The organism is Massilia litorea, from assembly GCF_015101885.1.
Taxonomy (GTDB): domain Bacteria; phylum Pseudomonadota; class Gammaproteobacteria; order Burkholderiales; family Burkholderiaceae_D; genus Telluria; species Telluria litorea.
The window spans coordinates 4979111-5004907 of the sequence record NZ_CP062941.1 but is presented as its reverse complement, the minus strand read 5'-3'; the positions used below and the strand labels follow the sequence as shown (position 1 = coordinate 5004907).

The following is a 25797-nucleotide window of genomic DNA, read 5'->3' as shown; positions in this document are numbered from 1 at the left end:
TTTCTGCATGTAAATACTGCAAGAAGTAAAGGAGGCATGAGAAGATACGAGATCGAAAGCAACGATTTCAAGGATCCTCATGCCTCGCCTCCGCATCGCCGCCGGCCTCATCGCCGGACTGTTCGCCATCAGCGCCCACGCCGCATCCTCCGCTCCCGATGTCTCCCGCCACCAGGCCCAGATCGACAAGATCGTCGCCGAGATCTCGCCCAAGCGCATCGAGAACTACGTGCGCAAACTGGTCAGCTTTGAAACCCGCCACACGATGTCGGACACGACTTCGGACACGACCGGCATCGGCGCCGCGCGCCGCTGGATCAGGGCCGAACTCGAGCGCTGCGGTGCCGGCACCGGCTTGAGCGTCGACTTCGACAGCCATATCGCACCGGTGTCGGCACGCATCTCGCGTCCGACCGAGATCGTCAACGTCGTGGCCACGCTGCCGGGCGCCCAGGAGGCCTCGAAGGACCGCGTGTACGTGGTCAGCGGCCACTACGACTCGCGCAACACCGACGTGATGGATGCGACCGGCAAGGCGCCGGGCGCGAACGACGACGCCTCGGGTACGGCCGCCGTGATGGAGATGGCCTGCGTGATGGCCAGGTACAAGTTCGACGCGACCCTGGTGTTCATGGCGGTCGCCGCCGAAGAGCAGGGCCTGCTCGGCGCCGGCCACTGGGCGAAGACGGCACGCGAGAAAAACCTGAACGTGGCCGGCATGTTCACCAACGACATCATCGGCAGCTCGCGCGCCGACGACGGCCGCATCGACAACAAGCAGGTGCGCCTGTTCGCACAGAGCATTCCGGCAACGAAAGAGATGAGCGAAGCCGTGCGCCAGCTGGTTGCCACCGGCGGCGAGAACGACTCGCCTTCGCGCCAGCTCGCGCGCCATGTGAAAGAGCAGGGCGAGCGCTACGTGAAGGGCTTCAAGGTCAACGTCATCCAGCGCCACGACCGCTACCTGCGCGGCGGCGACCACATGCCTTTCCTCGAGCAGGGCTATGCCGCGCTGCGCTTCACCGAGCCGAACGAGGACTTCTCGCACCAGCACCAGAACCTGCGCACCGAGAACGGCAAGGTCTATGGCGACCTGACCGACTTCGTCGACTACGACTACACGGCCAAGGTGGCCAGGGTGAACGCCGCCGCACTGGCTTCGCTGGCCCTGGCCCCGGCCGCGCCCCAGGGCGTCAAGGTGCGCACCGACAAGCTGGTGAACGATTCGACGCTGGTCTGGCAGGCCAATCCGGAGCCGGATGTCGCAGGCTACCGCATCGTCTGGCGCGAAACGACTGCCGCCGGCTGGCAGGGCTCGAAGTTCGTCGGCAATGTGACCGAGGCGACCGTGAATCTGTCGAAGGACAATTACTTCTTCGGCGTGCAGGCGGTCGACAAGGACGGCAACGTCAGCCCGGCGACGTATCCGGCCCCGCTGCGCTGATTCCTGCCTGACAAGGCTGTGTAACGTAGGGTGGGCACTCGTGCCCACGCGTGATGGCACGGCTGCGTGTCGAAACATTTGATCGACCCGCATGGGCCGCACCGCGTGGGCTCGAGAGCCCACCCTACGGTACGTCGGCGTCTCGACCAGGCCCTCGCCATACGCACTCTTGCGTCCCGGTTTAGAATGGTGTTTTGAGGAACAGCAAGAGAGCAAGCATGCCCTATAAAACCATCGAAGATACGATCGGCAATACCCCGCTGGTGCAGCTGATGCGTCTGCCGGGCGCGGATGCCGCCGCGCGCAATAACATCATCCTGGGCAAGCTCGAAGGCAACAACCCGGCCGGCTCGGTGAAAGACCGCGCGGCGATGTCGATGCTGAAGAACGCCGAGGCGCGCGGCCAGATCAAGCCGGGCGACACCATCATCGAGGCAACCTCAGGCAATACCGGCATCGCGCTGGCCATGGCGGCCTCGATCCGCGGTTACAAGATGATCCTGCTGATGCCGGACAACCTGTCGATCGAACGGCGCCAGAGCATGGCCGCCTACGGCGCCGAGATCGTGCTGACCCCGAAGACGGGCGGCATGGAATACGCCCGCGACATGGCCGACCAGATGCAAAAGGACGGCAAGGGCATCATCCTCGACCAGTTCGCCAACCAGGACAATCCGCTCGCCCACTACGAGACGACCGGTCCGGAAATCTGGCGCGATACCGACGGCCGCATCACGCATTTCGTCAGCGCGATGGGCACCACCGGCACCATCATGGGCGTGTCGCGCTACCTGAAGGAACAGAACGAGGCGGTGCGCATCGTCGGCGCCCAGCCGGAAGAGGGCTCCTCGATTCCGGGCATCCGCAAGTGGCCGCAAGCCTACCTGCCGAAAATCTTCGACAAGTCGCGTGTCGACCAGGTGGAAAACGTCAGCCAGGCGGCAGCCGAGCAGATGGCGCGCCGGCTGGCGGCGGAAGAGGGGATTTTCTGCGGCATCTCGGCCGCCGGCGCCTGCGAAGTGGCGCTGCGCATTTCGCAGACCGTGGAGAACGCGACGATCGTGTTCATCGTCTGCGATCGCGGCGACCGCTATCTGTCCACGGGCGTGTTCCCTGCTTGAAGAGCGCGGCAGGCATGACAAAAGGGGCGATCGCATCGCCCCTTTTTTTCGTCCGTCGTTCCCGTCACGGCCGCCTGGATCAGCCGGCCGCGCGAGAATGCGTGAGGATTACTCGCCGCTGGAGGCCGATGGTGCCGCGCCTTCTTTTGGCTTGAACTGCTTGTCGCTGATGCGGAACTTGTTGCGGCGATCGCCCATCAGGTAACGCAGGTCGCGGATCGACAGGTCGCTGACTTCGTGCATGCGGATCAGGAGCGATGCGCCGACCGGCAGGCGGTGGTGGCGAATCTTCGAGATCACCGGCGGCGCTACTTCCAGGGCGCGCGACAGGGCTGCGTCGTTCTTCAGGCGCAGGTTCTCGATCAGGGTGTCCAGCAGACGGTTCGGGTTGTATTGCAACAGTTCATCCGACTCCGCATCGCTGCTCATATCAATGCCGACTTGGTTTGTCATGATTCAAAAATTCCTATTGTGGGTTACGGAAAGTCTTGCGGCGTTTCGGTTCCGGAAGTTCTTTCGAAAAAATCTACTCAATTGTACAACTAATTTAGGCTCTAGTACTTATGAGCAATAGAATTCGGTGCGAAGCCTCGGCTTTGTTGTCTAGTCGCAACAATAGCCGCAATGCAATTCTCTCACAAACTCACGAAAAAAATAATTGTTTTTTGATCAAATTTAAGTTTAGAGGAAACAGAAGTTGCGCGCCGCACGTTTCAAAATGATATGCATGATTAACAACATCGGAGGGGGTATGCCGCGCCCATGAATGTTTCCATAGAGTACAGAAAATGGGCGGGTGAGGATACACCGGGGGAGTACCCCGGCTCGGGAAGCGCTACGCGGAGGGAAAAACGGCCGTCGCGCTGTTACAACCTGTTACAAACTTGCCACACAGCCTACAGGACTCACATTGCCTGGCTCATCCGTGCCTCGCGCACCGCACGGCCGAGGTCGATGACCGACATGGCGTAGAAATAACTGCGGTTGTACTTGGTGATGGCAAAGAAGTTATCGGTCGCCAGCCAGTACTCGGTCGCCTCGGCGCCGTTTTGCAGGTCGATCAGGCCATACAGCCGGCCCGGCACCAGCGCTGCGGGAGGGATGACACCGGCCGCTTCCAGTTCGTCCGGGCGCAGGGTCGCAGCCAGGCCGCGGCTGAGGAGCGGCTCCCAGGCGCGGTGCGCGGCGACGTCCACCGGCATCACGGCCGGCGCAGGGTCGCTCGGCTTCCAGCCGTGTTCGATCAAGAAGTTGGCGACGCTGCCGATCGCATCCGACGTCGAGTTGCGCAGGTCGATGTGGCCGTCGCCGTCGAAATCGACGCCGTATTTCAGGATATTCCCCGGCATGAATTGCGGCAGGCCGACGGCGCCCGCAAAGGAACCGAGCAGGGTGAAAGGATCGATCTTCTCGTGGCGCGCGAGCAGCAGGGCGTTCTCGAGTTCGCTGCGGAAGAAGTCGGCACGCGCGGCCTTGTTCGGCGCGTCGGGGTAGGCAAAGGCGAGCGTGGTCAGGGTGTCGAGCACGCGGAAGCGTCCGGTGTCGCGCCCATACACGGTTTCCACGCCGATGATGCCGACCAGGATTTCGGCCGGCACGCCGTAGACCGCTTCGGCGCGCGCCAGCGCCTGGGCGTTCTCGTTCCAGAAGCGCAGGCCGGCATTGATGCGGATCGGCTCGATGAAGCGCGCGCTGTAGGCTTGCCAGTTCTTCGGCTTGCCCGGCGGCGCCGGTTTCACCAGCTGGACCGCCGAGTCGACGAAACGCACCTGGCGCATCTGCGCCTCCAGTTCCGTGCGGTCGAAGCCGTGCTTGGCGACCATCTCGTCGACGAAGGCGCTCACTGCCTGCCATTCGCCGAAATTGATCGGTTCGCCGCTGTAATCGATCGTGGAGACCGCTGCCACGGCGGCGGCCACGGCCAGCGCCTTGCGGGCCATGGGGGCCCTGGAGGAGGTCTTCGAGGAGGCGGCCTTGGCCTTGCCGGCCTTGGCCTTCACGATCCCGGTCTTCGAGGGCGGATGCTTCGCCGCGGCGTTGGCATCGATGGTCGGGGCTGCTGCGAGAATGAGTGCAGCGACTGCTGCGATTGCTGATACGAAGGATTTCATCTAACTTGCGAAAGTAAGCGCTTCAGGGTCGCGGCCAGATGGGCGTCGTTGCGGCGCGGCGCATAGCGCCAGTCGCTGTAACGGCCGAGGAACTCGGCGGCCGCGGCTTGCGCGGGCGGCGCCAGTGTCGCCGCGGCGCTGATCCGCGCGCAATAGGCGCGCGGGCCTTCATCTGCCGAACGCGCCAGACCTAGGCGAGCCAGGCGCGAACACAGGGCGGAGTATAGCGCATCGATCGGATCGCTTGACCTGCGCCGCAGCAAGAATCTCCACAGCAACAACACACTTGTCAGGGAGGCTAGCAAGACTGGCATGCGCCAGTCGAGCAGGGACGACTGCACGCGCTCGACCACCCCGCGCTGGCGCTGCGGCGTGTAGTTCAGCACCCACTGGTTCCAGCCGTTGTTGACCGCGCCGGCGGCGTAGCGCAGCTGCGCGATCCACGGATTGCTCGTGCCGTCCAGTTGCATGAAGCGCCCCAGGCCCTCGATGCCGAAGGGCGCGCGGGGCGGGATCGCGCCGTCCAGGCCGCGCCGCACCCGTTCCGGCGCGACGGCGGCGGTCGGATCGACGCGCACCCAACCACGCCCTGGAAGCCAGACTTCGGCCCAGGCGTGGGCGTCGGACTGGCGCACCGTGACGTAGCCGTCCAGCGGATTCAATTCTCCTCCCTGGTAGCCGGTGACGACCCGCGCCGGCACGCCGGCGGCGCGCATCAGGAAGACGAAGGCGCCGGAATAATGTTCGCAAAAGCCGGCGCGGCTGCCGTACAGGAAGTCGTCGACGGCATCGCGCCCGAGCAGCGGGGGATTGAGCGTATAGACGTAGTTCTCGCGCCGGAAGCGCCCCAGCACCGCGTCCACGCGTCGGCGCGGGTCGGGCTCGGCGCGCAGCGCGAGGCCGGCAAGCAAGGCGCGCGGGTTGCTGTCGGCGGGCAGCTGCAGCCACTGGTCGGCGTCCTCGGGCAGGCCGGCGGGTTGCAACCGGTAGTCCAGGTAAGAGCTCATCCGGTAGCGCAGGCGCGACTCCACCGGGGCGCTCGCCGTCAGCTCGAATTCGCCGGAGACGTTGGCGCTGTTCCCGTCCAGTTCCGGCAGGCGCCGCGGCATCTCGAGCGCGAACAGCCAGCGGGTCGACGAGGGCTCGAGCGTGATGTCGTAGGTGACCGGCTTGCCGCCGACGCTGAGCGAGGGCGGCTGCTGCGCCGAGCGCCGGCGCAGGCGCTGGTCGATCCGGGTCCAGGTGCGGCCGTCGTAGGCGCCCAGCACCGGGCCACGCCAGTACAGCTGTTCCTGCGGCGGCGGGCGGCCCTCGAAACGCACGCGGAAGGCCGGCTCGCCCGACTGCGCCAGGTTGGCCATGGTCCCCGGCGCCATCGTCTCGGACATGCCGGAGCGCGCGCCGATGGCGTCGCCAGGCAGGCCCCACAGCGGTCCCTCGATGCGCGGGAACAGGAAGAACAGCAGCAGCGCCAGCGGCGCGGCCAGGCCCAGCAGCTTCGCGCTCATCAGGAAGCGCCGGCGCAGCGGCGGCACCGCGCCCGTGAACTGGAAGCTCAGCTGGGCAGTGAGCAGGGCCAGCACGGAGAGCGCCATCAGCAGCGCGGTACCGATGCCCTGCTCGTAGAAGAAATTCGTCAGCACCAGGAACAGGCACAGGAACACGACCACAAACAGGTCGCGCCGCGCATGCATCTCCAGCATTTTGAAGGTGACCAGCAGTACCAGCATCGCGACCCCGGCATCGCGCCCGAGCAGGGTCTGGTAGCTCTGGGCGACGCCGAACATGGCAGCCGCCGCCAGCGGCAGCAGCAACAGGCTGGGCGGCATGCGTTTGCCCAGCAGCGTGATCGCGCCACGCCACAACAAGGTCAGCGCGCACAGCGCCGAGACCCAGGCCGGCAGGTGCGCCACGTGCGGTGCCAGCACCAGCAGGGCGCTGGCCAGCAGCAGCAGGGTGTCGGCCTTGTCGCGCGGCAGGGCCTGCAGGCGTGCAAGGTGGGTTGCAAAAGGGCTTGCCGGGAGCGCCTTCACCGCGCGCCTCCCAGGCCATACAGCGCCAGCGCGCGCAGGCAGAGCGCCGCATGGGGCGCGCCGCTGGCGGCCTCGAAGGAGGTGGCGTCCAGGCGGAAGGCATAGGGCAGGGCGCGGCTCTCGGCCTCGAGCACCCAGCGCGCCATGCGCGACAGGCGCAGTTCGAGATCGAGCGCGGGCGGCAGGCTGGCCAGGTCGAACACGAGTTCGTCGCGCGCGCCGCCCTCGAAATGCTTGGTGGCGAGCTGGCCGCCGTCCTCCGGATCGAGGCGCGCGATCTGGCGCCAGGCCAGCCGGCGCAGTGGGTCGCCCGGCTGGTAAGGGCGCACGCCGGCGAAATCGTCTTCACCGCCGCCGCCGGTCCCGGTCGCGGCCGTTCCCGTGCCGCGCGGCAGCGGCGGCGCATCTTCCTCCGGGAACGGATAGACCAGGGCGTTCAGGTCCGGCTGCCAGTAGCTCCAGGCGCGGAACAGGCCGAGCGGAAAGCGCGTGCTCAGCACCAGGCGCGGCGCGGCCAGCCAGCCGCGGCGTTCGGTCGGAACCGCCAGGCGCACCGTGGCCTGGCCGCCGGCCGGCACATCGGCCGCGTGGCGCGGCTCGCCGGCGCCGGCGCTATCGATCCAGATGGCGTAGCGCGGACGCCGGCTCGCATTCACCAGCTGGAGTTCGAAGCTGGCCTCCTGGCCGGCGAACACGGCCGGCGTGCGTCCGGCCTTCAGGCGCAGGTGGGCCAGGTTGCGCCAGGTGAGCAGCATGTCGACCAGGGCGCAGGACAGGGCCAGGAAGGTCAGGGCGTAGCCCAGGCCGAGGTTATAGTTGATCGATCCGATCAGCAGCACCAGCAGCAGCGCGCCGAAACCCAGGCCCGGTCCGCTGGGCAGGATATAGATGCGGCGCTGGCCGAGAAACAGCTCGCTCGTCGCGCGCGCTTCACGGCGCGTGCGCCATGCGCCTTCCTGCACGCCGGTCTGGCCGCTACTCTCCATCGCTTACACCGGCACCGACTTCTGCAGCTGCAGCACCAGGTCGCGGCTGGCTTGCGCCATGCCCTGCGCCGATTTGACGGGCCGCAGGCGGTGCGCGCAGACCGGCACCAGCACCGCCTGGATGTCTTCGGGCAGCACGTGGTCGCGTCCCTCCAATGCAGCCCAGGCGCGGCCGGCCTGCAGCAGGGCGATCGCGGCGCGCGGCGACAGGCCTTCGGCGAACAGGGTACCGGCGCGCGAAGCCTGGGCCAGCGCCTGCACGTAGTCGATCAACGCACTGGATGCGTGAATCGCGCGCAGCGCGCGCCGGGCCTCGATCAGTTCTTCCGGATTCATCGCGGCTTCGATCGTGCGCAGCAGCTCGCGCCGGTCTTCGCCCATCAGCAAGGCCCGTTCGGCGGCGGCGTCCGGGTAGCCCAGCGACAGGCACATCAGGAAGCGGTCGAGCTGCGATTCCGGCAGCGGGAAAGTGCCCACCTGGTGCGCCGGGTTTTGCGTGGCGATCACGAAGAAGGGCTCGGGCAGGGGGCGGGTCATGCCGTCGATGCTGACCTGGTGCTCTTCCATCGCCTCCAGCAGGCCGGATTGGGTTTTCGGCGTGGCGCGGTTGATTTCGTCGGCCAGCAGCACCTGGGTGAAAATCGGCCCGGGGTGGAAGGCGAAGCCGTTCTTTTCGCGCTCGTAGACGGAAATGCCCGCCACGTCGGCCGGCAGCAGGTCGCTGGTGAACTGGACGCGGTTGAATTTCAGGCCCAGCGACAGGGCCAGCGCATGGGCGAGGGTGGTCTTGCCGACGCCCGGCACGTCCTCGATCAGCAAGTGGCCGCCGGCCAGCAGGCAGGTAAAGGCGAGACGCACCTGCTGGTCCTTGCCGACCACGATCTGGCCGACCTGGCGTGCGGCCGCGTGCAATTTGTTGAACATGCGTGGCTTCCAATAAGTCAAATAGGCGAGGCAGCAGGCGGCATGGTAGATTAACGCTATCGGCAACACGTCTTTCCATGCAGCGGCACACCTCCGGACGATTCTATGCGAGAACGGACGTTTCCGGTGTATGGCTGAGCAGCAAGAGGCGAATGGTCAACCTGGTACCAACATGAGCACAGCAATCTTCAGCCATCCCGACTGTTTAAAGCACGACATGGGCGCCTGGCACCCGGAATCCCCGGACCGCCTGCAAGCCATCGAAGACCAGCTGATCCTGGCCCGGCTCGACGGCCTGATCGAGCGCCGCCTGGCGCCGCTGGCCGAGATCCCGGCCATACTGCGCAACCATACCGAGGGTGCGCTGGCGCTGGTGCGCGACCACATTCCGAGCACGCCCGGCGACACCTATCCACTGGATGGCGACACCCTGCTGTGCCACGCCAGCTATGACGCGGCCCTGCGCGCGGCCGGCGCCGCCCTGGCCGCGACCGACGCCGTCATCGCCGGCGACATCGCCAACGCCTTCTGCTCGATCCGCCCGCCCGGCCACCACGCGACGCCGTCGGAGCCGATGGGCTTCTGCCTGTTCAACAATGTCGCGATCGCGGCGCGCCACGCGCTCGAGGCGCACGGGCTGGAGCGGGTCGCCATCGTCGACTTCGACGTCCACCACGGCAACGGCACCGCCGAATCCTTCCGCGACGACCCGCGGGTGCTGATGGCGAGCTTCTTCCAGCACCCCTTCTATCCGTTTTCGGAACCGGAACCGGTCACCGGGACGAACGTGAACATTCCGCTGCCGGCGCGCTCCGGCGGCGACGCCGTGCGCCAGGTGGTGCAGGAGTACTGGCTGCCGGCCCTGCACGCATTCAAGCCGCAGATGATTTTCGTTTCCGCCGGCTTCGACGCCCACCGCGACGACGACATGGGCGGCATGGCCCTGGTCGAGGCGGATTACGCCTGGCTCACGCGCCAGATCATGACGGTCGCGCGCGAGCACGCGGGCGGACGCATCGTCAGCTGCCTGGAGGGCGGCTACGCCTTGTCGGCACTTGGCCGCAGCGTGGTCGCACACCTGAAAGTTCTGGCGGAACTTGATTAAAGGCAAACATCCTTTGCTTTAGCAGCAAAACAACGCGATCTCCTTCTTACGCATGTTCAATTGACTCTCTTCTAGCTCGGGCATACATTCGGCTGAGCCGCAGGAAGCGGCAGCGCCTGGCTCAGCCGGCAGCGATGGCACCGATACAGGCGTCCACACTAAAAAGGAGGAGATTGTGAAGAAAGCATTACAACTCGTAATGGCGGTCTGTCTCATGGCCGCGTCAAGCTTCGCTGCCGCAACGAATTACACGCTCTGGATCAACGGCCGCACCGGCGGCGGGGTGATCGGCAACTACGACAGCTGGACCTACTGGGGCCCCGGTACCACGGCCGCCGGCGTCAACAAGAAATCGGTCAACTGGGATGGCCGCAGCAGCATCGCCTCGCAGAGCGGCTATATCCGCAACGCCCTCGACTGCTTCTGCACCGGCAACAACTGGTGCTATGTCGTGACCCACAGCGCCGGCGACCTGATGATGGGCTATACGATGGCCAACTACGGCGGCTCGGCGCGCACCAAGAAGAACGCCGTGGCCAACAGCGCCGGCGTGTGCGGCAACAGCGACGGCAGCGCACAGACCGGCTGGAACATCAAGTGGGTACGCGCCGCCTCCGGCGCCGGCGGCGGCTCCGAACTGTCGGACGCCGGCTCCTGGACCACCTCCGAACCGCTGGTGCAGGACCTGAAAACCACCACCGCGCGCGCCATGTACAACCACAACACGACGCGCAACGTCTGGTTCTACATGTATGCCGGCGCCAAGGGCACGGCCTATTCCGGCATCCTGCCGGGCCAGGACGACGAAGCCGTCGCCTACCACAGCACCGGCGGCGTCTCGGGCAGCGGGGGAGGCTCCTACTGCAATCCGAGCGACTGGTTCTGCAACGACCTGACCCTGGGCACCGCGGCCAACGAGGGAGGAACGCTGAAGTGGAGCTACCACTCGGTGAGCTTCCGCGACGACGCCGAAGCCTATAACCACTACGCGAACGGCAACTGGCAGGGCATCGTCGGTGTCGTGCGCAGCGCCGTGGTGAACAGTGCCCTCTGAGCGTAAAGTGAAGCGCTGGCTGCCCCTGGCGCTGGTCCTTGCACTGCTGGCGGCCATCGCCTGGCTGGCGCTGCGCGGCGATACTCCGCCGGCCGCCGGCACGGCCGTCGCGGCGGCCGGCGGCGCATCGCCCCGGGGCCCGCAGTTCTTCGGCCAGGTCGCCAGCCAGGGCGCCGCGCCGCTGCCCGGCGAGCGCGCCCGCCAGCGCCAGCTGCTGGTCGACAACTTCACGCTGACCGACACCACCTATTGCAGCTACCGCGAGGGCAGCATGTACCCGGCCGGCTCGCAGCCGATGTCGCGCAATCCCGACCAGGTCTATCCGAACCAGCCGGTCGTCGAAACCAATCCGATGCGCGGCGACGACCGCAGCGCCAACCCGAACATCCTGCTCCAGACCTCGCAGTCGCGCGTCTTTCTCGCGGCCGGCGAATCGGTCGCGTTCTCGCTGCGCGCGGTCGAACCGAACGGCGCCACCGTGCCGCTGGTCGTCACGCGCGCGCTCGCCGCCGGCATCGTCAGCGTCGGCGGGCGCCCCACCACCCAGGTGCCGCTCGCCTTTGCCGACGACGGCAGCGGCGCCGATGCGGCAGCCGGCGACGGCGCCTTTGGCGGCGTGCTGACCCCGGCGCAGACGGGCCTGGCGAGCTTCCACGGCACCATCCGCACCGAGGTGCGCTACACGGCGGGCGGCAAGAACGGCGTCGTCATCTTCGACGTCATCTATTCGCCCAGGGTGCCGGCGGTCTGGGCCGGGCCGCCGCGCGAGGCGATGGAGAACGGTTCGCTGACCTTCATCCTGCGCGCCGACGTGCGCCAGCCGGGCCGCTATATCGTCACCGGCCGCATCGACGACGCCAGGGGCCGGCCCTACGCGCTGGCGACCTTCAACGAGGTGCTGGGACCAGGGCCGAACGACATCAAATTGAGCGTGTTCGGCAAACTCATGATCGATGGCGGGGCGGTGCTGCCGCTGACCCTGCGCGACGTCGACGGCTATCTGCTCAAGGAAAACACCGACCCGGACCGCGAGCTGATGCCGCGCCTGGAAGGGCCGGTGCTGACCAGCCGCAAGCGCACGCTCGAGGGCGTCTCGGATGCCGAATGGGACAGCGAGGAGCGCCGGCGCCACCTGACGGAATTTGCCCGGGACCGCAAGAGCGCGGCCGAGGAACTGGCGAAATTCGATCCCTCGCAGCCGCTGCCGGCCAGCGCCTGCGGGCCTGTGAAGTAGTGGCCGGGCCTTCCCACTGTTCAGTATTGTTCTAACAACGTTTTCGTCGCCGCGATTGACGCGCCGTTCTTCCTGTCGCAAGAATGGTCGCTCGCGGTTGGCCGTCGCCACGTCCCACTGCAACCAGAACGATGGAGGATGACATGGGACGATCCGCGCGCTTTGCCCGCTTTCCTTATCTGCTGTGCCTGCCCGGCCTGCTCGCCGCCGGGGTGGCCGGCGCCACCAACTACAGCCTCTGGGTCAACGGCCGCACCGGCGGCGGGGCGATCGGGAACTACAATGACTTCCGCTATTTCGGTCCGAACGACACGCCGGCGGGCGTGAACAAGAAGTCGGTCAACTGGGACGGCCGCAGCGAGGTCGGTTCGCAAAGCGGCATCATCCGCAATGCGCTCGACTGCTTCTGCACCGGCCAGAACTGGTGCTATGTCGCCGTCCACAGCGCCGGCGAGCTGCTGGTCGGCTATACGCTGGCCAACTACAGCGTCACCCCGCGTCCCGTGACGAACGCCCAGCCGAATGCGGCGGGGGCGTGCACAGCCGGCAGCGGCGCCACCCAGACCGGCTGGAATATCCGCTGGGTGCGCACCGCGGCGGGCTCCTCCGGCGGCAGCGAACTGGCCGACATCGGCGCCTGGACCACGAGTGAGCCGCTGGCCAACCAGCAGCGGGTGTCGACCTCGCGCGCCCTCTACAACCATAACGAGACGGGCAATGTCTGGTTCTACCGCTATGCCGGGGCGGCCGGCACCCTGTACTCGTGGGCCCTGCCGGGCCAGGACGACGAGGTGGTGGCCTACCACAGTTCCGGTGGCGCTTCGGGCAGCGGCGGCACGACGCTGTGCAATCCGGGCGACTGGTTCTGCAACGACCTGACCTACGGCTCGGGACCGAACCAGGGCGGGCGCGCCAAGTGGAATTTCCACTCGGTCGTGTTCCGCGACGATGGGGAGGACTACGGGCACTACACGAGAGGTAACTGGGGCGGGATCACGTCGCTGGTGCGGCGCGACATGGAGATGCTGGCGCGGTAGGGTGGGCACTCCGTGCCCACGCGGAACTGCAAACTATATTGGCTAACACTGTGCATCGTTTCGCGTGGGCACAGCGTGCCCACCCTACATCCCCGCGGCAGCTATCCCGCACCCTCGCGCCGCGTGCGCTTCGCGGCGGCGCTCGGCCGCTTGCCAACCACGTACACCACATACGCCGGCTCGCCCGCATACATCGGTGCTGCCGGCTGGGCCAGTTCCACTTCCTGCACCGCACTCACCTGGCTCGCCGGCGCCGCCCGGTCGGACGGATTGTCGAGGCAGGCCGCCAGAACCAGCCCACCGAAAGCGCCGAAGATCCACACCTCGACGTTGCGTGCCATACCCTTGATATTCTTCATGACGTTCTCCGTGACGTTTTACCTGCACGGCCAGGAGCGGCCGTCCTGTCATCGTGCCCGTCCGCGATGATTCGATATTGCAACGAATCAAGCCAAAATCATTCCTAGTGGAAACATAACGACAAGCTGCACGGACGCCGTGCCCGGCGCCAGCGTAAAATACCGCCTCGTTCGCAGAATTTGAAAGCACAGCATGTCGATACAATGGTTCCCGGGCCACATGAACTCCGCCAAAAAGCAGGCGGAGGAGCAGATGGAATTCATCGATCTCGTGATCGAGGTACTCGACGCGCGCCTGCCCGAGGCGAGCTGCAATCCGCTGGTCGACCGCATGCGCCAGTTCCGCCAGCGACCGGTCCTGAAAATCCTGAACAAGATCGACCTGGCCGACCCGGCGGCCACCGCCGCCTGGAAGGCCTATTACGACGCCAGGCCCGGCGTCACGGCCTACCCGATGACGACCAAGAAGCCGGCCGACGTCGCGCGCATCCCGGCGCTGGCGCTGTCGCTCGCCCCGCACCGCGGCGTGCCGACCAAGCCGCTGCGCATCATGATCATGGGCATCCCGAACGTCGGCAAATCGACGCTGATGAACGCGCTGCTGAAGAAGCGGGTGGCCAAGGTCGGCGACGAGCCGGCGGTCACCAAGACCCAGCAAAAGCTGTATCTCGACAAGCACACGGTGCTGGTCGACACCCCGGGCCTGATGTGGCCGAAGATCGAGATGCCGAGCGACGGCCTGATGCTGGCCGCCAGCCATGCGATCGGCACCAATGCCCTGATCGAGGAGGAGGTCGCCTTCTTCCTGGGCGACATCCTGCTGGAGCGCTACCCGCAGCTGCTCACCGCCCGCTACGGCTTCAAGACCGAGGGCCTGGACGGCATCGGCGTGGTCGAGCAGGTGGCGGCGCGCCGCGGCTTCCGCGTGCGCGGCGGCGAGTTCGACGTCGAAAAGGCGGCCCACGTGCTGCTGCACGACTACCGCAGCGGCGCCATCGGGCGCATCAGCCTGGAGACGCCCGAGTCGCGCGCCGCGCGTCTCGAAGCGCACCGGATCGAGAAGGAAGAGAAGGAGCGCATCGCGGCCGAGAAGGCGGCGGCGAAAGCCGAAGAGGCGGCGCGCGGCAAGCGCGGGACGTAAGCAGGTTTCGATTGCTCGCCGGTTCGATAACGCGTGGGCTCTCGAGCCCACGCGTATCACCGTTTGAACACCGACACCGCAACAATAGTCTTGTCACGATATAATCACGCTCGTTCTGGTGCCCGCGCACGCAATCTGCATGCGCAGTTAAACGGGAAACACGAAGCCAAGACGCCTCCGGCGTCCGGCCAACGTGTGCTGCCCCCGCAACGGTAAAACAAGCGTCGCTTCGGCGACTGGCCGCCTCGTACACCACCGTGCTCCGGCATGGGAAGGTGAGGCGGTCCGACTTGCTAGCCCGGATACCGGCCAGGACAGGTGGACGCATCGTCGCGATGACGTCCGTTGAATCCGAACTGCGGGGACGCAGGCCGGATGCACTTTATCGAAGAACCACAACATGACTTTTGCTGCTGTTTCGAACAGCGCGCCGGCTTTGAAGCCGCTCGCGCTGGCCTGCGCCGTTTCCTTTTCCCTGTTCGCCTCCGCCGTCCACGCTGACGAAGTTGCCGACGATAAGGCCATCGCCACCGTCCACGTAACGGGCGCCCGCTTCCCAAGCGATGCCGCCTTGCCGCCGGTGGGCGCAACAGTGATTACCGCCGACGAGATCAGGACTGCCGGCGTCAACGACGTCAACGCCGCCATCCGCAAGATCGGCGGCGTCTACGGCCGCCAGAGCCTGGACGGCTCGCCCGACTTCGGTCTCGACCTGCGCGGCTTCGGCACCAACAGCAGCCAGAACATGGTGATTCTGGTCGACGGCGTGCGCCTCAACGAAAACGAACTGGCCGGCGCCGTGCTGTCGACCATCCCGGTCGATACCGTCGAGCGCATCGAGATCACGCGCGGCGGCAGCAGCGTGCTGTATGGCGAAGGCGCGACCGGCGGCGTAATCAACATCATCACCAAACGCGGCACCGAGCAGGGCTACCACGGCTCGCTGGCGCTGGAAGGCGGCCAGTTCGACCAGCACGACGCGCGCGCCACGCTGCGCCATGGCGAAGGTCCGCTCTCCTTCGACCTGGCGGCCAACCACCAGGCGACCGACAACGACCGCGCCAACAGCAGCTTCCGCCAGAAGACCATCAGCGGCGGCGTACAGTGGGCGCAGGACGCGACCCGCCTCGGCCTGCGCGTCGAGAGCGCGCGCCAGAAATCGCGCTTCCCGGGTGCGCTGACCCTGGCCGAATTCGAGCAGGATCCGCACCAGTCGAACAAGCCGAACGACCATGGCACCCTGGCCAGCGACCGCGTCGTCGCCTTCGCCGAGCACCGCATCGGCAGCGTCGAACTGGCGGCCGAGCTGTCGCACCGCGAACGCGAGGTGCTGTCCGTGTACGATTTCGGCGGCTTCCTCTCGGAAGGCCTGTACCGCAGCCGCCAGACCCAGTTCTCGCCGCGCCTGCGCCAGCTGTCGACCTGGAATGGCCTGCTCAACGAATTCGTCGCCGGTGTCGACCTGATCGACTGGGAGCGCAGCACCAGCTTCGGCTCGGACACGAGCCAGGATTCCAAAGCCCTGTACCTGCGTGACGAGATGCGTTTCGGCGGCGTCCGCAATGCACGCCTGGCGCTGGGCGCGCGCCATGAACGCTTCGACAAGAAAGAAGCGAACGCCGCGCTGTTCGTGCCGAACGGCGAGCAGTCGCAAAACGGCTGGAGCGTGGAGGGCAGCATCGACCCGGTTCCCGGCGTCACCGTGCACGCCAAGGCAGGGCAGAGCTACCGCATCCCGAACGCCGACGAAAACGGTTACCGCTCCTCGCTCGGCCTGCTCGCACCGCAAACCTCGCGCGACCTCGAGCTGGGCGTGACCGTCGGCGGCAGCGCGCGCCAGGTCTCGGCACGGGTCTTCCGCCATCGCCTGGAAAACGAGATCTTCTTCGATCCGACCCTGGGCGGCGGCTTCGGTGCCAACACCAACCTCGATCCGACCCGCCGCCAGGGCATCGAGCTCGACGCCCACGCCGACCTGCCGGCCAGCCTGCGCCTCTCGGCCCACCTGCAGCACGTGCAGGCCGAGTTCACGGACGGCCCGAACGCCGGCCGCGAGATGGTGCTGGTGCCGAAGAACGTGCTCACTGCACGCCTGGCCTGGCTGCCGGCAAATGGCCAGAGCTTCGACGTCGGCGCCCAGTACGCGTCGAGCCAGCGCTACGGCAGCGACTTCGGCAACGATTGCGGCGCGCGCATTCCTTCGTACACGACGATTGACGCACGCTACGCGATCAAGGCCGGCGCCTGGGAGTTCGCCGTGCATGGCCTGAACCTGGCGGACCGCCAGTACTTCAGCCAGGCCTATGGCTGCCGCAGCGGCATCTATCCGAGCGACGGACGCCAGGTCAAGCTGTCGGCCCGTTACGACTTCTGACGCCTGACCTGATGTCATGACGACCCTGGCCGCCACCTCTCCCACACGCCGGTGCGCCACGCTCGGCCTGCTGGCCGCGTGCGCGCTGCTGGCGCTCGTCGGGGCAGGGGTGGCAGGTTCGGTGGCAGTTCCCGTTTCGGAACTGCCGCATGCGCTCGCGAGCCTGCTTGCCGGTACTCCCGACGGCATGGCCGCGACCCTGCTCGACCTGCGCCTGGGCCGCGCGAGCAGCGCCTTCGTCACCGGCGCCGCGCTGGCGCTGGCCGGGGTCATGATGCAGGCGCTGGTGAGGAATCCCCTGGCCGACCCCTACGTGCTGGGCGTGTCGGCCGGTGCCGCCGTCGGTGCGCTGGCCGCCTTGTTGTTCGGCGCGGCCCTGTGGCTGGTAGATTTCGGAGCGCTGGCCGGAGCGGTGCTCATCTCGCTGCTGCTGTATCTGCTGGCGCGGCGCGACCTTGGTGGCGGCCGTGGCGGCGCGTCCGGCGGCGTGCTTGGGGGTGAACCTGGCGTGCTGCTGCTGACCGGCGTCGTGCTGGCCTCGGCCTGCATGGCGCTGGTGACCCTGATGCTGTCGGTGGCGCCCGAGTCGCGCCTGCGCGGCATGGTGTTCTGGATGATCGGCGACCTGGCGGGCACCTCCTGGCGCCTGCTGCCCTGGGTCGTGCTGCTGGCTGCCTTGCTGCTGGCCATGCGCCGCGCGCGTGCCCTGAACGTGATGGCCCTGCATGCCGACGCCGCCGTCACCCTGGGCGTGAACGTGGCCGGCCTGCGCCGTTTTCTCTTCGCCTGTTCGGGCCTGCTGACGGCCTGCGCGGTCACGACCGGCGGCAGCATCGGTTTCGTCGGCCTGGTGGTGCCGCACGCCTGCCGCCATGCCTTCGGCCCCGACCACCGGACCCTGTTGCCCGCTGCCGCCCTGGCCGGCGGCGGCTTCCTCGTACTGGCAGACACGCTGGCGCGCACCGTGCTCGCGCCCCAGCAGCTGCCGGTGGGCGTGCTGACCTCGCTGATCGGCGTGCCCGTGTTCCTGTTCCAGCTGCACCAACTTCACCTGCGCGCGCGATGATCGAAACGACCGACCTCACCTTGCGCATGAACGCGCGCCTGCTGGTCAAGCGCCTGGACTGGCGCGTGGCCGCGGGCGAAAACTGGTGCGTGATCGGCCCCAACGGCGCCGGCAAGAGCACGCTGCTGCGCACGCTGGCCGGCCTGCGCGCGCCGGACTGGGGCAGCATTCTTCTCGCCGGCAAGCCGCTCGCGGGGTGGCCGCTGCCGGCGCTGGCGCGCGAGCGCGCCTACCTGGCGCAGTCGCGCGGTGACGCCTTTGCCTACCGCGTCATCGAAACCGTGCTGATGGCGCGCCACCCCTATCACGACGACCGCTACTGGGAAGGCAGCGATGATCACGCCGCCGCCGAAAACGCCCTGCGCACGCTCGACGTGCTGCACCTGGCCCAGCGCGACGTGCGCACGCTTTCCGGCGGCGAGCGCCAGCGCGTCGCGATTGCCGCATTGCTGGCCCAGGACACGCCGCTGCTGCTGCTCGACGAGCCGGCCAATGCGCTCGACCTCGCCCACCAGGTGGCGATGACCGACCTGCTGGCGCGCCTGTGCCGCGAGCAGGGCAGGGCGGTGGTCAGCGTCGGCCACGACCTGAACCAGGCCTGGAGCGGCGCGACCCACGCACTGCTGCTGCACGGCGACGGCCAGTGGCGCGCGGGACCGGTTGCCGAGGTCATGCGCGCCGACCTGCTCGGCGCCTGCCTCGGCCATCCGATCGCCGTCATCGAACATGGCGGACGCACCATCTTCCTGCCCGACGCGCCGGCGGCGAGCAACCCCATTCCCGTACGGAGAGCCCAATGAAAACCATCCTGTTTGCGCTGCTGGCGCTGTGCAGCACGCTCGCGCAGGCGGCGCTCAGCGTGGTCGACGACAGCGGCAAACAGGTCGTGCTGGCGCGGCCGGCGCAGCGCGTGATCTCGATGGCGCCGCACGTGACCGAACTGCTGTTCGCGGCCGGCGGCGGGGCGCGCATCATCGGCGCCATGAACTACAGCGATTACCCGCTCGAGGCGCGCAAGATTCCGCTGATCGGCTCGGACAGCCAGATCGACCTCGAGCGCGTGATCGCGCTGAAACCGGACCTGCTCATCGTCTGGCAGAGCGGGAACACGGCGCGCCAGATCGCCCAGTTGGCGAGCCTCGGCATTCCGGTCTTTTACAGCGAGCCGCACAGTTTCGAGACGGTCGAGAGCAGCCTGCTGCGCTTCGGCCGCCTGCTCGGCACCGAACCGACGGCCGCCGCCGCCGCCGCCCAGTTCCGCGCCAAAGTGAACGGCCTGCGCACGCGCTATGCGAGCCGCCCGCCAGTCACCGTGTTCTACCAGGCCTGGGACAACCCCCTGTTCACGCTCAACGGCGAGCAGATCGCCAGCGACGCGATCCGCCTCTGCGGCGGCCGGAATATTTTCGGGGACCTGAAAACGATCGCCCCCCAGGTCAGCCTCGAGGCGGTCGTGCAGGCGGACCCGGAAGCCATCGTCGGCGGCAAACTCTACACGCCGCAGGACCGCGGGCTGTCGATCTGGCAGCCCTACCGCGGCATGACGGCCGTGCGCCGCAACAACCTGTTCACGCTGGACGAGGAAATGATCACGCGGCCCGGACCGCGGGTGGTCGATGGCGCGGCGGTGCTCTGCACGCGCCTGGAAGAGGCGCGCGCACGCAGGTAAGCGCGCGTTACAGCGGTAAGCAAATGCAAAAAACGGCGCGCTCCTTCTAGGCGGGGGCTAAAAAGTGGTAATCTCGCGTCGTTTTCTTCAATTCCAAACAAGAAGGATCTTCACTATGCGCCGTTCCCTGCGTTTCGCCCTCGTTGCCGCCAGCCTGGTCGCCAGCACCGCTTTCGCTTCGCCCACCAATCCGCAGAACGGGGTCGAATACACGACGCTGTCGTCGCCGCAGCCGGTCCAGGCTGTCGGCAAGAAGGTCGAAGTCATCGAGTTCTTCGCCTACCACTGCCCGGCCTGCTACGCGCTGGAAGCGAGCATGGTCGACTGGGCGAAGAAGAACGCCGACAAGGTCAACTTCCGCCGCATCCACCTGCCGTTCCAGGGCGTGGCCGATCCGGAAGCGCACCTGTTCCTGACGCTCGAAGCGATGGGCAAGGAAGCCGAATTGCATCCGAAGATCCTGAACGCGGTCCACGTCCAGCGTATCCGCCTGATGAAGGACGACCAGATCATCGACTGGGTGACCAAGAACGGCGTCGACAAGGCCAAGTTCATGGAAACCTGGAATTCCTTCGGCGTCATGACCAAGCTGCGCCGCCTGGGACAGACCGCCACCAGCTACCAGGTCAGCGGCACCCCGACCCTGATCGTCGACGGCAAGTACCAGACCTCGCCGGGCCAGGTGGCCGAGAAGCTCAAGATCAATGACCGCAACCAGATGCTGCAGGCAAGCTTCCAGGTCCTCGATGCGCTGGTCGCGAAAGCAGCTGCCACGAAATGAGCGACGGTGAACGCAAAGTCCTGGAAATGTACGAGGGCGCCCGCCCTCGCGAAGAGGACTTGTTCGAGATCAGCCACGTGAACCACGTGGCCTGGTCGCTGGCCGTCATCCTGTTCGGCCTCGTCATCTGGCTCTGCATTGCCCTCGTCAATGCGGAGAACCAGCGCTACGCCCTGATGACGAACAAGTGCCAGGACCCGGTCTTCAAGAGCGGCGTCGACAAGGCCTGCCTCTACACCGTCCGCTCGCGCGCGCACTGGTGGGAGCACCTGTGGTACGGCTTTACGCACGTGAAACCGGAGAGCAAATAGTTACTTGCGTTTCGATATGCGGGCGCTGTACCGCGTGGGCTCGGGAGCCCACCCTACGTATCGTTAGCCGTCGCGTAACGTAGGGTGGACTCCCGAGCCCACGCGTTCAAACGCCGGCACATCGAAACGCATCAACCCTGCGGCAACACCACCACAAACCTTGCTCCCCCCAGCTCCGACGCTTCCACCGTCAAGCTCCCCCCATGCCGCACTACCGCCTTGCGCGCAATCGACAACCCCAGCCCGAATCCCCCGGTCGCCCGGTCCCTGCTGCGATCGAGCCGATAAAACGGCTCGAAGATCCGCTCGCGCTCCTCGACCGGAATCCCGGGCCCGTCATCCTCCACCGCAAGCACCACGCGCCCGGCTTCGCGCCGCGCCGTCATCCGGATCGTCGAGGCCGCATATTTCTGCGCATTCCTGAGCAGGTTCGACAGCGCCCGCCCGAGCAGCCGCGCATCGGCCTCGACCGTGCCCGCATCCGGAGTGGCGTCGACGCCGACAACAGGCTGCCCGGGCGGCAGCGCCGCCTTCGCCGACCGTAACAGCGCGGCCACGTCCACGGTGTCGAGGTAGAGCGCCTGCTCGCTGTCGAGCCGCGCCATGCCCAGCAATTCGTTGACCAGGCTGTTCAGTTCCAGCACGTCGCCCTCCATCGCGGCGATGCGTTTCTTGAGGGCGGGGTCGAGCGCCTTCGCGTCCAGCAGTTCGAGCGCGAATTCGAGGCGTGCGATTGGCGTGCGCAGTTCGTGCGAGACCGAGTGCAGCAGGTTTTTTTGCGACACCAGCAGCGCCTCGATGCGGTCGGCCATGTGGTCGATCCGTTCGGCCAGCGGATAGATACTGGCCGAGGCTTGCATGTGCGCCCGCGCCGACAGCTTGCCGGCGCCGAATTCGTCGGCCACGCGCGACAGCGACTGCAGGCCCTGCCAGTGCGAGCGCGACCACAGGGCGATCGGCACCAGCAGGGCCAGGGCCACGATCACATAGCGCACGGCTTCCATCTGCAAGGCCAGGCTGACGTCGATCGGCAAGTCCTGCACGTGGATGACATCGTCTTCGCTGCCGATATAGCGCTCGCCCTTGAGGTCGACGCGGCGGTAGAAGGACTTGCCCTCGACATCGAGCACGACCTCGCCGCGGTCGAGGGCGCCGAGATCGACGGCAGGGAGGAAGGAGCGCGCCTTCGGCAGGGGGATCAGGTCGAAGCGGGTGCCGGACACCTCGCGTACCCGGTTCAGGCGCGCCAGCCATTCGTCGGCGGGCGCGGCGTCGACATATTGTTCGATCAGGAAAATCTGGGCCGAGGACTGGCGCCGCGCGATGTCTTCCAGCGGGTCGCCGAACAGCCGGCTCATGGCGAAATAGATGACGAAGGTCGCCGCCGTGATCGACAGCATGACCAGCATGAAGAAACGGAAAAAGATCCGGTTCACCCGGGCACTCCCGCTGTTTGCCGGTTGCCTTCTCGTTTCAGAAACATTGGTTTTCTCCCATCGGCATTGTAACGGAGCACACATGACCTTGCCAGCTTACAAATTCGCGACAATTGATCGACAGTTCATGAGACTTCGGAAAGTTTTTACCCGTTAAGATGTTTCGTATCAGGTTTTCCGTTTGCCCACTCGACATGCGAGTGTCGGTGGGCTTTTTTATTCAGGCCGCCGCCGGTCCGGCGCGTGGCCGACAGGGTGACGCCGGCGCCGCGCCGCGCCGCGCCGATCGCCGCCGCTCCGGTCCACCGGCGCGGCCGCTTGTAACGATTTTGCACACAGGCAAAACACGATACTTGGGAGCTGGGCTTGCCTCAACGTAAAATACCGGCACCTGAGCTTCCGATCTCCCGACCATGACCAAGTTTTTCGCCCTGGCGCTTGCCGCTGTCACGAGCACAGCCTGTGCGCAGACGCCGGCGACCAACCCGATGCCCGACGGCAGCCGCGACATGTATGTCGGGCTGGGCGTGATATCGGGCGCGCGCTACCAGGGTTCACACGAGACCGAACGCAAGGCGCTGCCGGTGCTGCAGGTCCAGCTGAGCAACGGCTTGTTCGTGTCCGGCATGCGTGCCGGCGTCCACCTGGCGCGTAGTCCGCAGCTTGAATTCGGCCCTTTGCTGGAATGGCAGCCGCGGCGCGATGCGGGAGGCGAGGGCGCGCAGCTCGGCGGCATCGGCAACGCTCGCTTCAGCCTGGTCGCCATGCCGCTGGCCGCCTCCAGCGACAACCGGCTGTCCGGCATGCCCGTCATCCACGGCCGCATGCAGGGCGGGGGCTTCCTGAACTATTACCTGACGCCCGCCTGGCGCCTGACGAGCAGCCTGCTGTACGGCGCCGACAACGCGCGCGACGGCATGAAGCTCGAACTCGGCGTGCAGCGGCTGGCGCTGGCACTCGGCCCCCACCACCGGATCGCCCTCGACGCCGGCGTGAGCTTTGCCAACCGGCGCTACAACATGGCGTTCTTCGGCGTGAGCGAGGACGATTCGTATGCCAGCGGCCTGCCCATGTTCGATGCGGCCGGCGGCCTCAAGGATGCGCGCCTGGGTGCGCGCTGGAACTGGGCCTGGTCGCCGTCCTGGATGCTGACTTCCAGCCTGCAGGCCACCCGCCTGCTGGGCAGTGCCCGCCTGAGCCCGCTCGTCGAGCGGCCCACCAACCTGACGGTTTCCACCGCCATCGCCTACCGCTTCTGACGATGCCCCTGGCCCGCCATCTCACTGCCTGTTGTACCCTGTCGCTGGTCGCGCTGTCGGCAGCGCCCGCCTGCGCCGGCGACTGGGTCAGCTACCGCGACGCCTACCGCGCCATGGTGGTGTTCGAGAAATATGGCGGGCCGAAGAACTTCCTGCAAAGCCACCTACAGGTCGCGCCCCAGGACCGCAGCGCCTCGATCGATGGCTTGCAGCTGACGCTGGCCGGCAAGACCAACCAGGTCAACCTGCCGCTCGATCCGCTTGGCCGCACGCCTTTCCCCCTGCTCAAGGGCGCCTACGACGAAAACGTTGCCCTGCTGCTGAGCCGCAAGATCGGCAGCTTCGCGGTGCGTCCGCGGGTCTCGATCGCGCCCCAGTCCGACGGCGTCTACGAGGATGGCGAGCTGCGCGCCGCCTGCGAACAGGCGCTCGGTTTTGCCCGCTACGGCGACGGTTCGTTGCGCACGCGCCAGTGCGGAGGCGTGCGCTTCGTGTTCGCCAAGCGGGCGGCCGAGGCCGGCGTGCGCGTGCACCGTCCGGACGGCTCCGATGCGAGCCTGCCGATCGCCCCGGCGGTCGCGTTTCCGGGCGATGCCGACGACAGTTTCCCGACCGTGCTGTACCGCTTCGCCGGCAACGAGCGGGTGCAGGTGGTGACGGCCTATCCACCGCTGGCGATCGTGCCGCTCTTCGAATAAGGATTCACTATGCGTCGCCTTCTTGCCCTGGTCCTCCTGCCCGCCTGCCTGATCGGCCAGGCTGCCGAATGGAAGGAAAGTCCCGAACTGGCCCGGCTGTTCAGGCAGGAAAACGTATCCGGCACCTTCATCGTGCACGACCTCGCCCAGGACAGCTACACGGTGCACGACCGCCGGCGCGCCGAAACGCGCTATATCCCGGCCTCGACCTACAAGATCCCGAACAGTTTGATTGGCCTGGCGACCGGCGTGGTGGCGAACGTCGACCAGGTGCTGCCCTACGGCGGCGGGCCTACGCGCCGTCCCGAATGGGCGCACGACATGTCGCTGCGCGATGCAATCCGCATCTCGAACGTGCCGGTCTACCAGGGCCTGGCGCGCCGAATCGGCCTCGAGCGCATGCGATCGAGCCTGCGCCAATTCGACTACGGCAACATGGACCCAGGCACCGTGGTCGATACCTTCTGGCTCGAGGGACCCTTGAAAATCAGCGCTGTCGAGCAGACCGTCTTCCTCGACAAGCTGGTGCAGGACAAGTTGCCGGTGCCGAAAGCGGCGATGGCCGCGGTGCGCGAGATCCTGCGCCAGGAGGGCAGTGCCGAGCTGTACGCGAAGACCGGCTGGGGCGTGCCGCCCGACGGCAAGGAAATCGGCTGGTGGGTGGGCTGGGTCAAAAAGGACGGCAAGCTCTATACCTTCGCGCTCAATCTCGACATCCCGGACGATGCGACCGGCGCCAGGCGCGTACCGCTGGGCAAGGCCAGCCTGCAGGCGCTGGGCCTGCTGTAGGCAATCGCATGAACACGCCGGGCAACTTGTGTCTGGCGATCCGCAGGGGCCGGTGGCCCCGTGCCAGTCAATCAAGCCGTAATAGCCGCGTACCGTAGGGTGGGCTCGGAGAGCCCGCCCTACCAGGCCCGTTCCTCTTAGCCCCAGGCCGAAGGGGAGAATAGATATCCTTCGCCCCATACCGTCTTGATCTTTTCCGATTTGGCGTCGTCGAACTTGCGGCGCAGCTTGGAGATGCAGTTGTCGATGCTGCGGTCCAGCCCGTCGAACTCGATGCCGCGCATCTTTTTGAGCAGTTCGTCGCGCGAGAGTACGCGCCCGGCGGCCTCGGCCAGTACCAGCAGCAGCTTGTATTCGGTATTGCTGAGCACACACAGTTCGTCGCGCCAGTACACGGTGCGGTCGGCGCCGACGATGCGCAAGGCCCCGAACAGCAGTTCGCCGCTCTCTGGCGCCGCCTTCGGCTGGGTGCGGCGCAGCAGGGCGCGCAGGCGCGCCAGCAGCACGCGCGGCTGCACCGGCTTGTTCACGAAATCGTCCGCGCCTTGCTCCAGGCCCGACACTTCGTCGTAGGAATCTTCGCGCGCGGTGAGGATCAGGATCGGCACCTCGGAGATCTCGCGGATCTGGCGGCACACGACCATGCCGTCCAGTCCCGGCAGCATCAGGTCGAGCACGACCACATCGGGCGCGAAGGCCTGGAAGCGTGCCAGCGCCTCGTCGCCGCGCGCCACCTGCTCGACCGCGAATTCATAGCCGGACAAATATTCAGTAACGAGCTCGGCCAGGCGCGCATCGTCTTCCACCAGTAATACTCGGTACATGCTGTTCTCCTCCTCCGATATTGTATAGAAGCAATCGCTCG

General features: G+C 66.7%; 24 protein-coding genes and 1 riboswitch. Of the genes, 16 read left to right on the top strand and 8 right to left on the bottom strand.

The genetic code is table 11. The features are described 5' to 3' along the window. Positions 1 to 79: 79 nt before the first annotated feature. Both LPB04_RS22455 and cysM read left to right on the top strand, forming a co-directional pair. Positions 80 to 1444 (top strand): M20/M25/M40 family metallo-hydrolase, encoded by a 1365-nt coding sequence (locus tag LPB04_RS22455; protein ID WP_193686639.1) that lies wholly within the window; start codon positions 80 to 82, stop codon positions 1442 to 1444. A 218-nt stretch (positions 1445 to 1662) separates the two neighbouring features. Next, complete coding sequence (gene cysM, locus LPB04_RS22450) at positions 1663 to 2565, top strand: cysteine synthase CysM (RefSeq protein WP_193686638.1); 903 nt, start codon at positions 1663 to 1665, stop codon at positions 2563 to 2565. 108 nt (positions 2566 to 2673) lie between these two features. Here cysM and LPB04_RS22445 read toward each other — a convergent pair whose 3' ends face one another. The 5 genes from LPB04_RS22445 to LPB04_RS22425 all read right to left on the bottom strand — a co-directional run bounded on the left by LPB04_RS22445 (position 2674) and on the right by LPB04_RS22425 (position 8619). Beyond that, positions 2674 to 3018 carry a hypothetical protein gene (locus LPB04_RS22445; protein ID WP_136219512.1) on the bottom strand — a complete coding sequence of 115 codons (345 nt, stop codon included), beginning with the start codon at positions 3016 to 3018 and terminating at the stop codon, positions 2674 to 2676. Between the two features lie 452 nt (positions 3019 to 3470). Continuing rightward, on the bottom strand, positions 3471 to 4676 hold the full coding sequence (mltB, locus tag LPB04_RS22440) for a lytic murein transglycosylase B (protein ID WP_193686637.1): 1206 nt from the start codon (positions 4674 to 4676) through the stop codon (positions 3471 to 3473). Beyond that, the gene (locus LPB04_RS22435) at positions 4673 to 6709 is read right to left on the bottom strand and encodes a transglutaminase TgpA family protein (RefSeq protein WP_193686636.1); all 2037 of its coding nucleotides are present in this window, start codon (positions 6707 to 6709) and stop codon (positions 4673 to 4675) included. The genes mltB and LPB04_RS22435 overlap by 4 nt, the downstream gene beginning before the upstream one ends. Continuing rightward, a complete protein-coding gene (locus LPB04_RS22430; protein WP_193686635.1) occupies positions 6706 to 7695 on the bottom strand; it encodes a DUF58 domain-containing protein in 990 nt (329 codons plus the stop codon). The genes LPB04_RS22435 and LPB04_RS22430 overlap by 4 nt, the downstream gene beginning before the upstream one ends. Before the next feature lie 3 nt (positions 7696 to 7698). Continuing rightward, complete coding sequence (locus LPB04_RS22425; RefSeq protein ID WP_193686634.1) at positions 7699 to 8619, bottom strand: AAA family ATPase; 921 nt, start codon at positions 8617 to 8619, stop codon at positions 7699 to 7701. Between the two features lie 172 nt (positions 8620 to 8791). On the opposite strand from LPB04_RS22425, the gene LPB04_RS22420 reads away from it, so the two are divergent. From LPB04_RS22420 to LPB04_RS22405, 4 genes are all read left to right on the top strand, one after another. Beyond that, positions 8792 to 9724: a histone deacetylase family protein gene (locus tag LPB04_RS22420; RefSeq protein WP_193686633.1), complete on the top strand. Its 933-nt coding sequence runs from the start codon at positions 8792 to 8794 to the stop codon at positions 9722 to 9724. Between the two features lie 214 nt (positions 9725 to 9938). Further along, entirely contained in the window at positions 9939 to 10778 is an 840-nt protein-coding gene (locus LPB04_RS22415) for a hypothetical protein (RefSeq protein WP_227496541.1), read from the top strand. Between the two features lie 7 nt (positions 10779 to 10785). Then, positions 10786 to 12012, top strand: coding sequence for a choice-of-anchor X domain-containing protein (locus LPB04_RS22410; RefSeq protein WP_193686632.1), 1227 nt, complete (start codon positions 10786 to 10788; stop codon positions 12010 to 12012). 143 nt (positions 12013 to 12155) lie between these two features. Beyond that, positions 12156 to 13049 carry a hypothetical protein gene (locus tag LPB04_RS22405; RefSeq protein WP_227496540.1) on the top strand — a complete coding sequence of 298 codons (894 nt, stop codon included), beginning with the start codon at positions 12156 to 12158 and terminating at the stop codon, positions 13047 to 13049. 101 nt (positions 13050 to 13150) lie between these two features. Here the strand turns inward: LPB04_RS22405 and LPB04_RS22400 are convergent, their stop codons facing one another. Continuing rightward, positions 13151 to 13408, bottom strand: coding sequence for a hypothetical protein (locus LPB04_RS22400; protein WP_193686631.1), 258 nt, complete (start codon positions 13406 to 13408; stop codon positions 13151 to 13153). Positions 13409 to 13628: 220 nt separating this feature from the next. On the opposite strand from LPB04_RS22400, the gene ylqF reads away from it, so the two are divergent. The 7 genes from ylqF (at position 13629) to LPB04_RS22365 (ending at position 20750) form a co-directional block, all read left to right on the top strand. Continuing rightward, positions 13629 to 14549, top strand: coding sequence for a ribosome biogenesis GTPase YlqF (gene ylqF, locus LPB04_RS22395; protein ID WP_229514991.1), 921 nt, complete (start codon positions 13629 to 13631; stop codon positions 14547 to 14549). A gap of 99 nt (positions 14550 to 14648) precedes the next feature. Then, positions 14649 to 14877: riboswitch (cobalamin riboswitch) on the top strand. Between the two features lie 72 nt (positions 14878 to 14949). Next, complete coding sequence (locus tag LPB04_RS22390; protein WP_193686629.1) at positions 14950 to 16923, top strand: TonB-dependent receptor family protein; 1974 nt, start codon at positions 14950 to 14952, stop codon at positions 16921 to 16923. 16 nt (positions 16924 to 16939) lie between these two features. After that, the gene (locus LPB04_RS22385) at positions 16940 to 17989 is read left to right on the top strand and encodes a FecCD family ABC transporter permease (protein WP_193686628.1); all 1050 of its coding nucleotides are present in this window, start codon (positions 16940 to 16942) and stop codon (positions 17987 to 17989) included. Continuing rightward, positions 17986 to 18789, top strand: a complete 804-nt coding sequence (locus tag LPB04_RS22380) for an ABC transporter ATP-binding protein (protein WP_193686627.1) — start codon at positions 17986 to 17988, stop codon at positions 18787 to 18789. Before LPB04_RS22385 ends, LPB04_RS22380 begins: the two co-directional genes overlap by 4 nt. Next, on the top strand, positions 18786 to 19658 hold the full coding sequence (locus LPB04_RS22375; protein ID WP_193686626.1) for a cobalamin-binding protein: 873 nt from the start codon (positions 18786 to 18788) through the stop codon (positions 19656 to 19658). Before LPB04_RS22380 ends, LPB04_RS22375 begins: the two co-directional genes overlap by 4 nt. A 115-nt stretch (positions 19659 to 19773) precedes the next feature. Further along, complete coding sequence (locus tag LPB04_RS22370) at positions 19774 to 20439, top strand: thiol:disulfide interchange protein DsbA/DsbL (protein WP_193686625.1); 666 nt, start codon at positions 19774 to 19776, stop codon at positions 20437 to 20439. Then, positions 20436 to 20750: a hypothetical protein gene (locus LPB04_RS22365; RefSeq protein ID WP_193686624.1), complete on the top strand. Its 315-nt coding sequence runs from the start codon at positions 20436 to 20438 to the stop codon at positions 20748 to 20750. The genes LPB04_RS22370 and LPB04_RS22365 overlap by 4 nt, the downstream gene beginning before the upstream one ends. Before the next feature lie 131 nt (positions 20751 to 20881). Here LPB04_RS22365 and LPB04_RS22360 read toward each other — a convergent pair whose 3' ends face one another. Beyond that, the gene (locus tag LPB04_RS22360; RefSeq protein WP_193686623.1) at positions 20882 to 22186 is read right to left on the bottom strand and encodes an ATP-binding protein; all 1305 of its coding nucleotides are present in this window, start codon (positions 22184 to 22186) and stop codon (positions 20882 to 20884) included. A gap of 413 nt (positions 22187 to 22599) precedes the next feature. Here LPB04_RS22360 and LPB04_RS22355 point away from each other — a divergent pair, with 413 nt between their 5' ends. The 3 genes from LPB04_RS22355 to blaOXA are packed head-to-tail and all read left to right on the top strand — an operon-like array spanning position 22600 to position 24932. Continuing rightward, entirely contained in the window at positions 22600 to 23445 is an 846-nt protein-coding gene (locus LPB04_RS22355; protein ID WP_193686622.1) for a MipA/OmpV family protein, read from the top strand. Positions 23446 to 23447: 2 nt separating this feature from the next. Further along, positions 23448 to 24143, top strand: coding sequence for a hypothetical protein (locus LPB04_RS22350; protein WP_227496539.1), 696 nt, complete (start codon positions 23448 to 23450; stop codon positions 24141 to 24143). A 9-nt stretch (positions 24144 to 24152) separates the two neighbouring features. Further along, a complete protein-coding gene (blaOXA, locus tag LPB04_RS22345) occupies positions 24153 to 24932 on the top strand; it encodes a class D beta-lactamase (protein WP_193686621.1) in 780 nt (259 codons plus the stop codon). Between the two features lie 137 nt (positions 24933 to 25069). On the opposite strand, the gene LPB04_RS22340 is transcribed toward blaOXA, so the two are convergent. Next, positions 25070 to 25756 (bottom strand): response regulator transcription factor, encoded by a 687-nt coding sequence (locus LPB04_RS22340; RefSeq protein WP_193686620.1) that lies wholly within the window; start codon positions 25754 to 25756, stop codon positions 25070 to 25072. Positions 25757 to 25797: the final 41 nt, after the last annotated feature.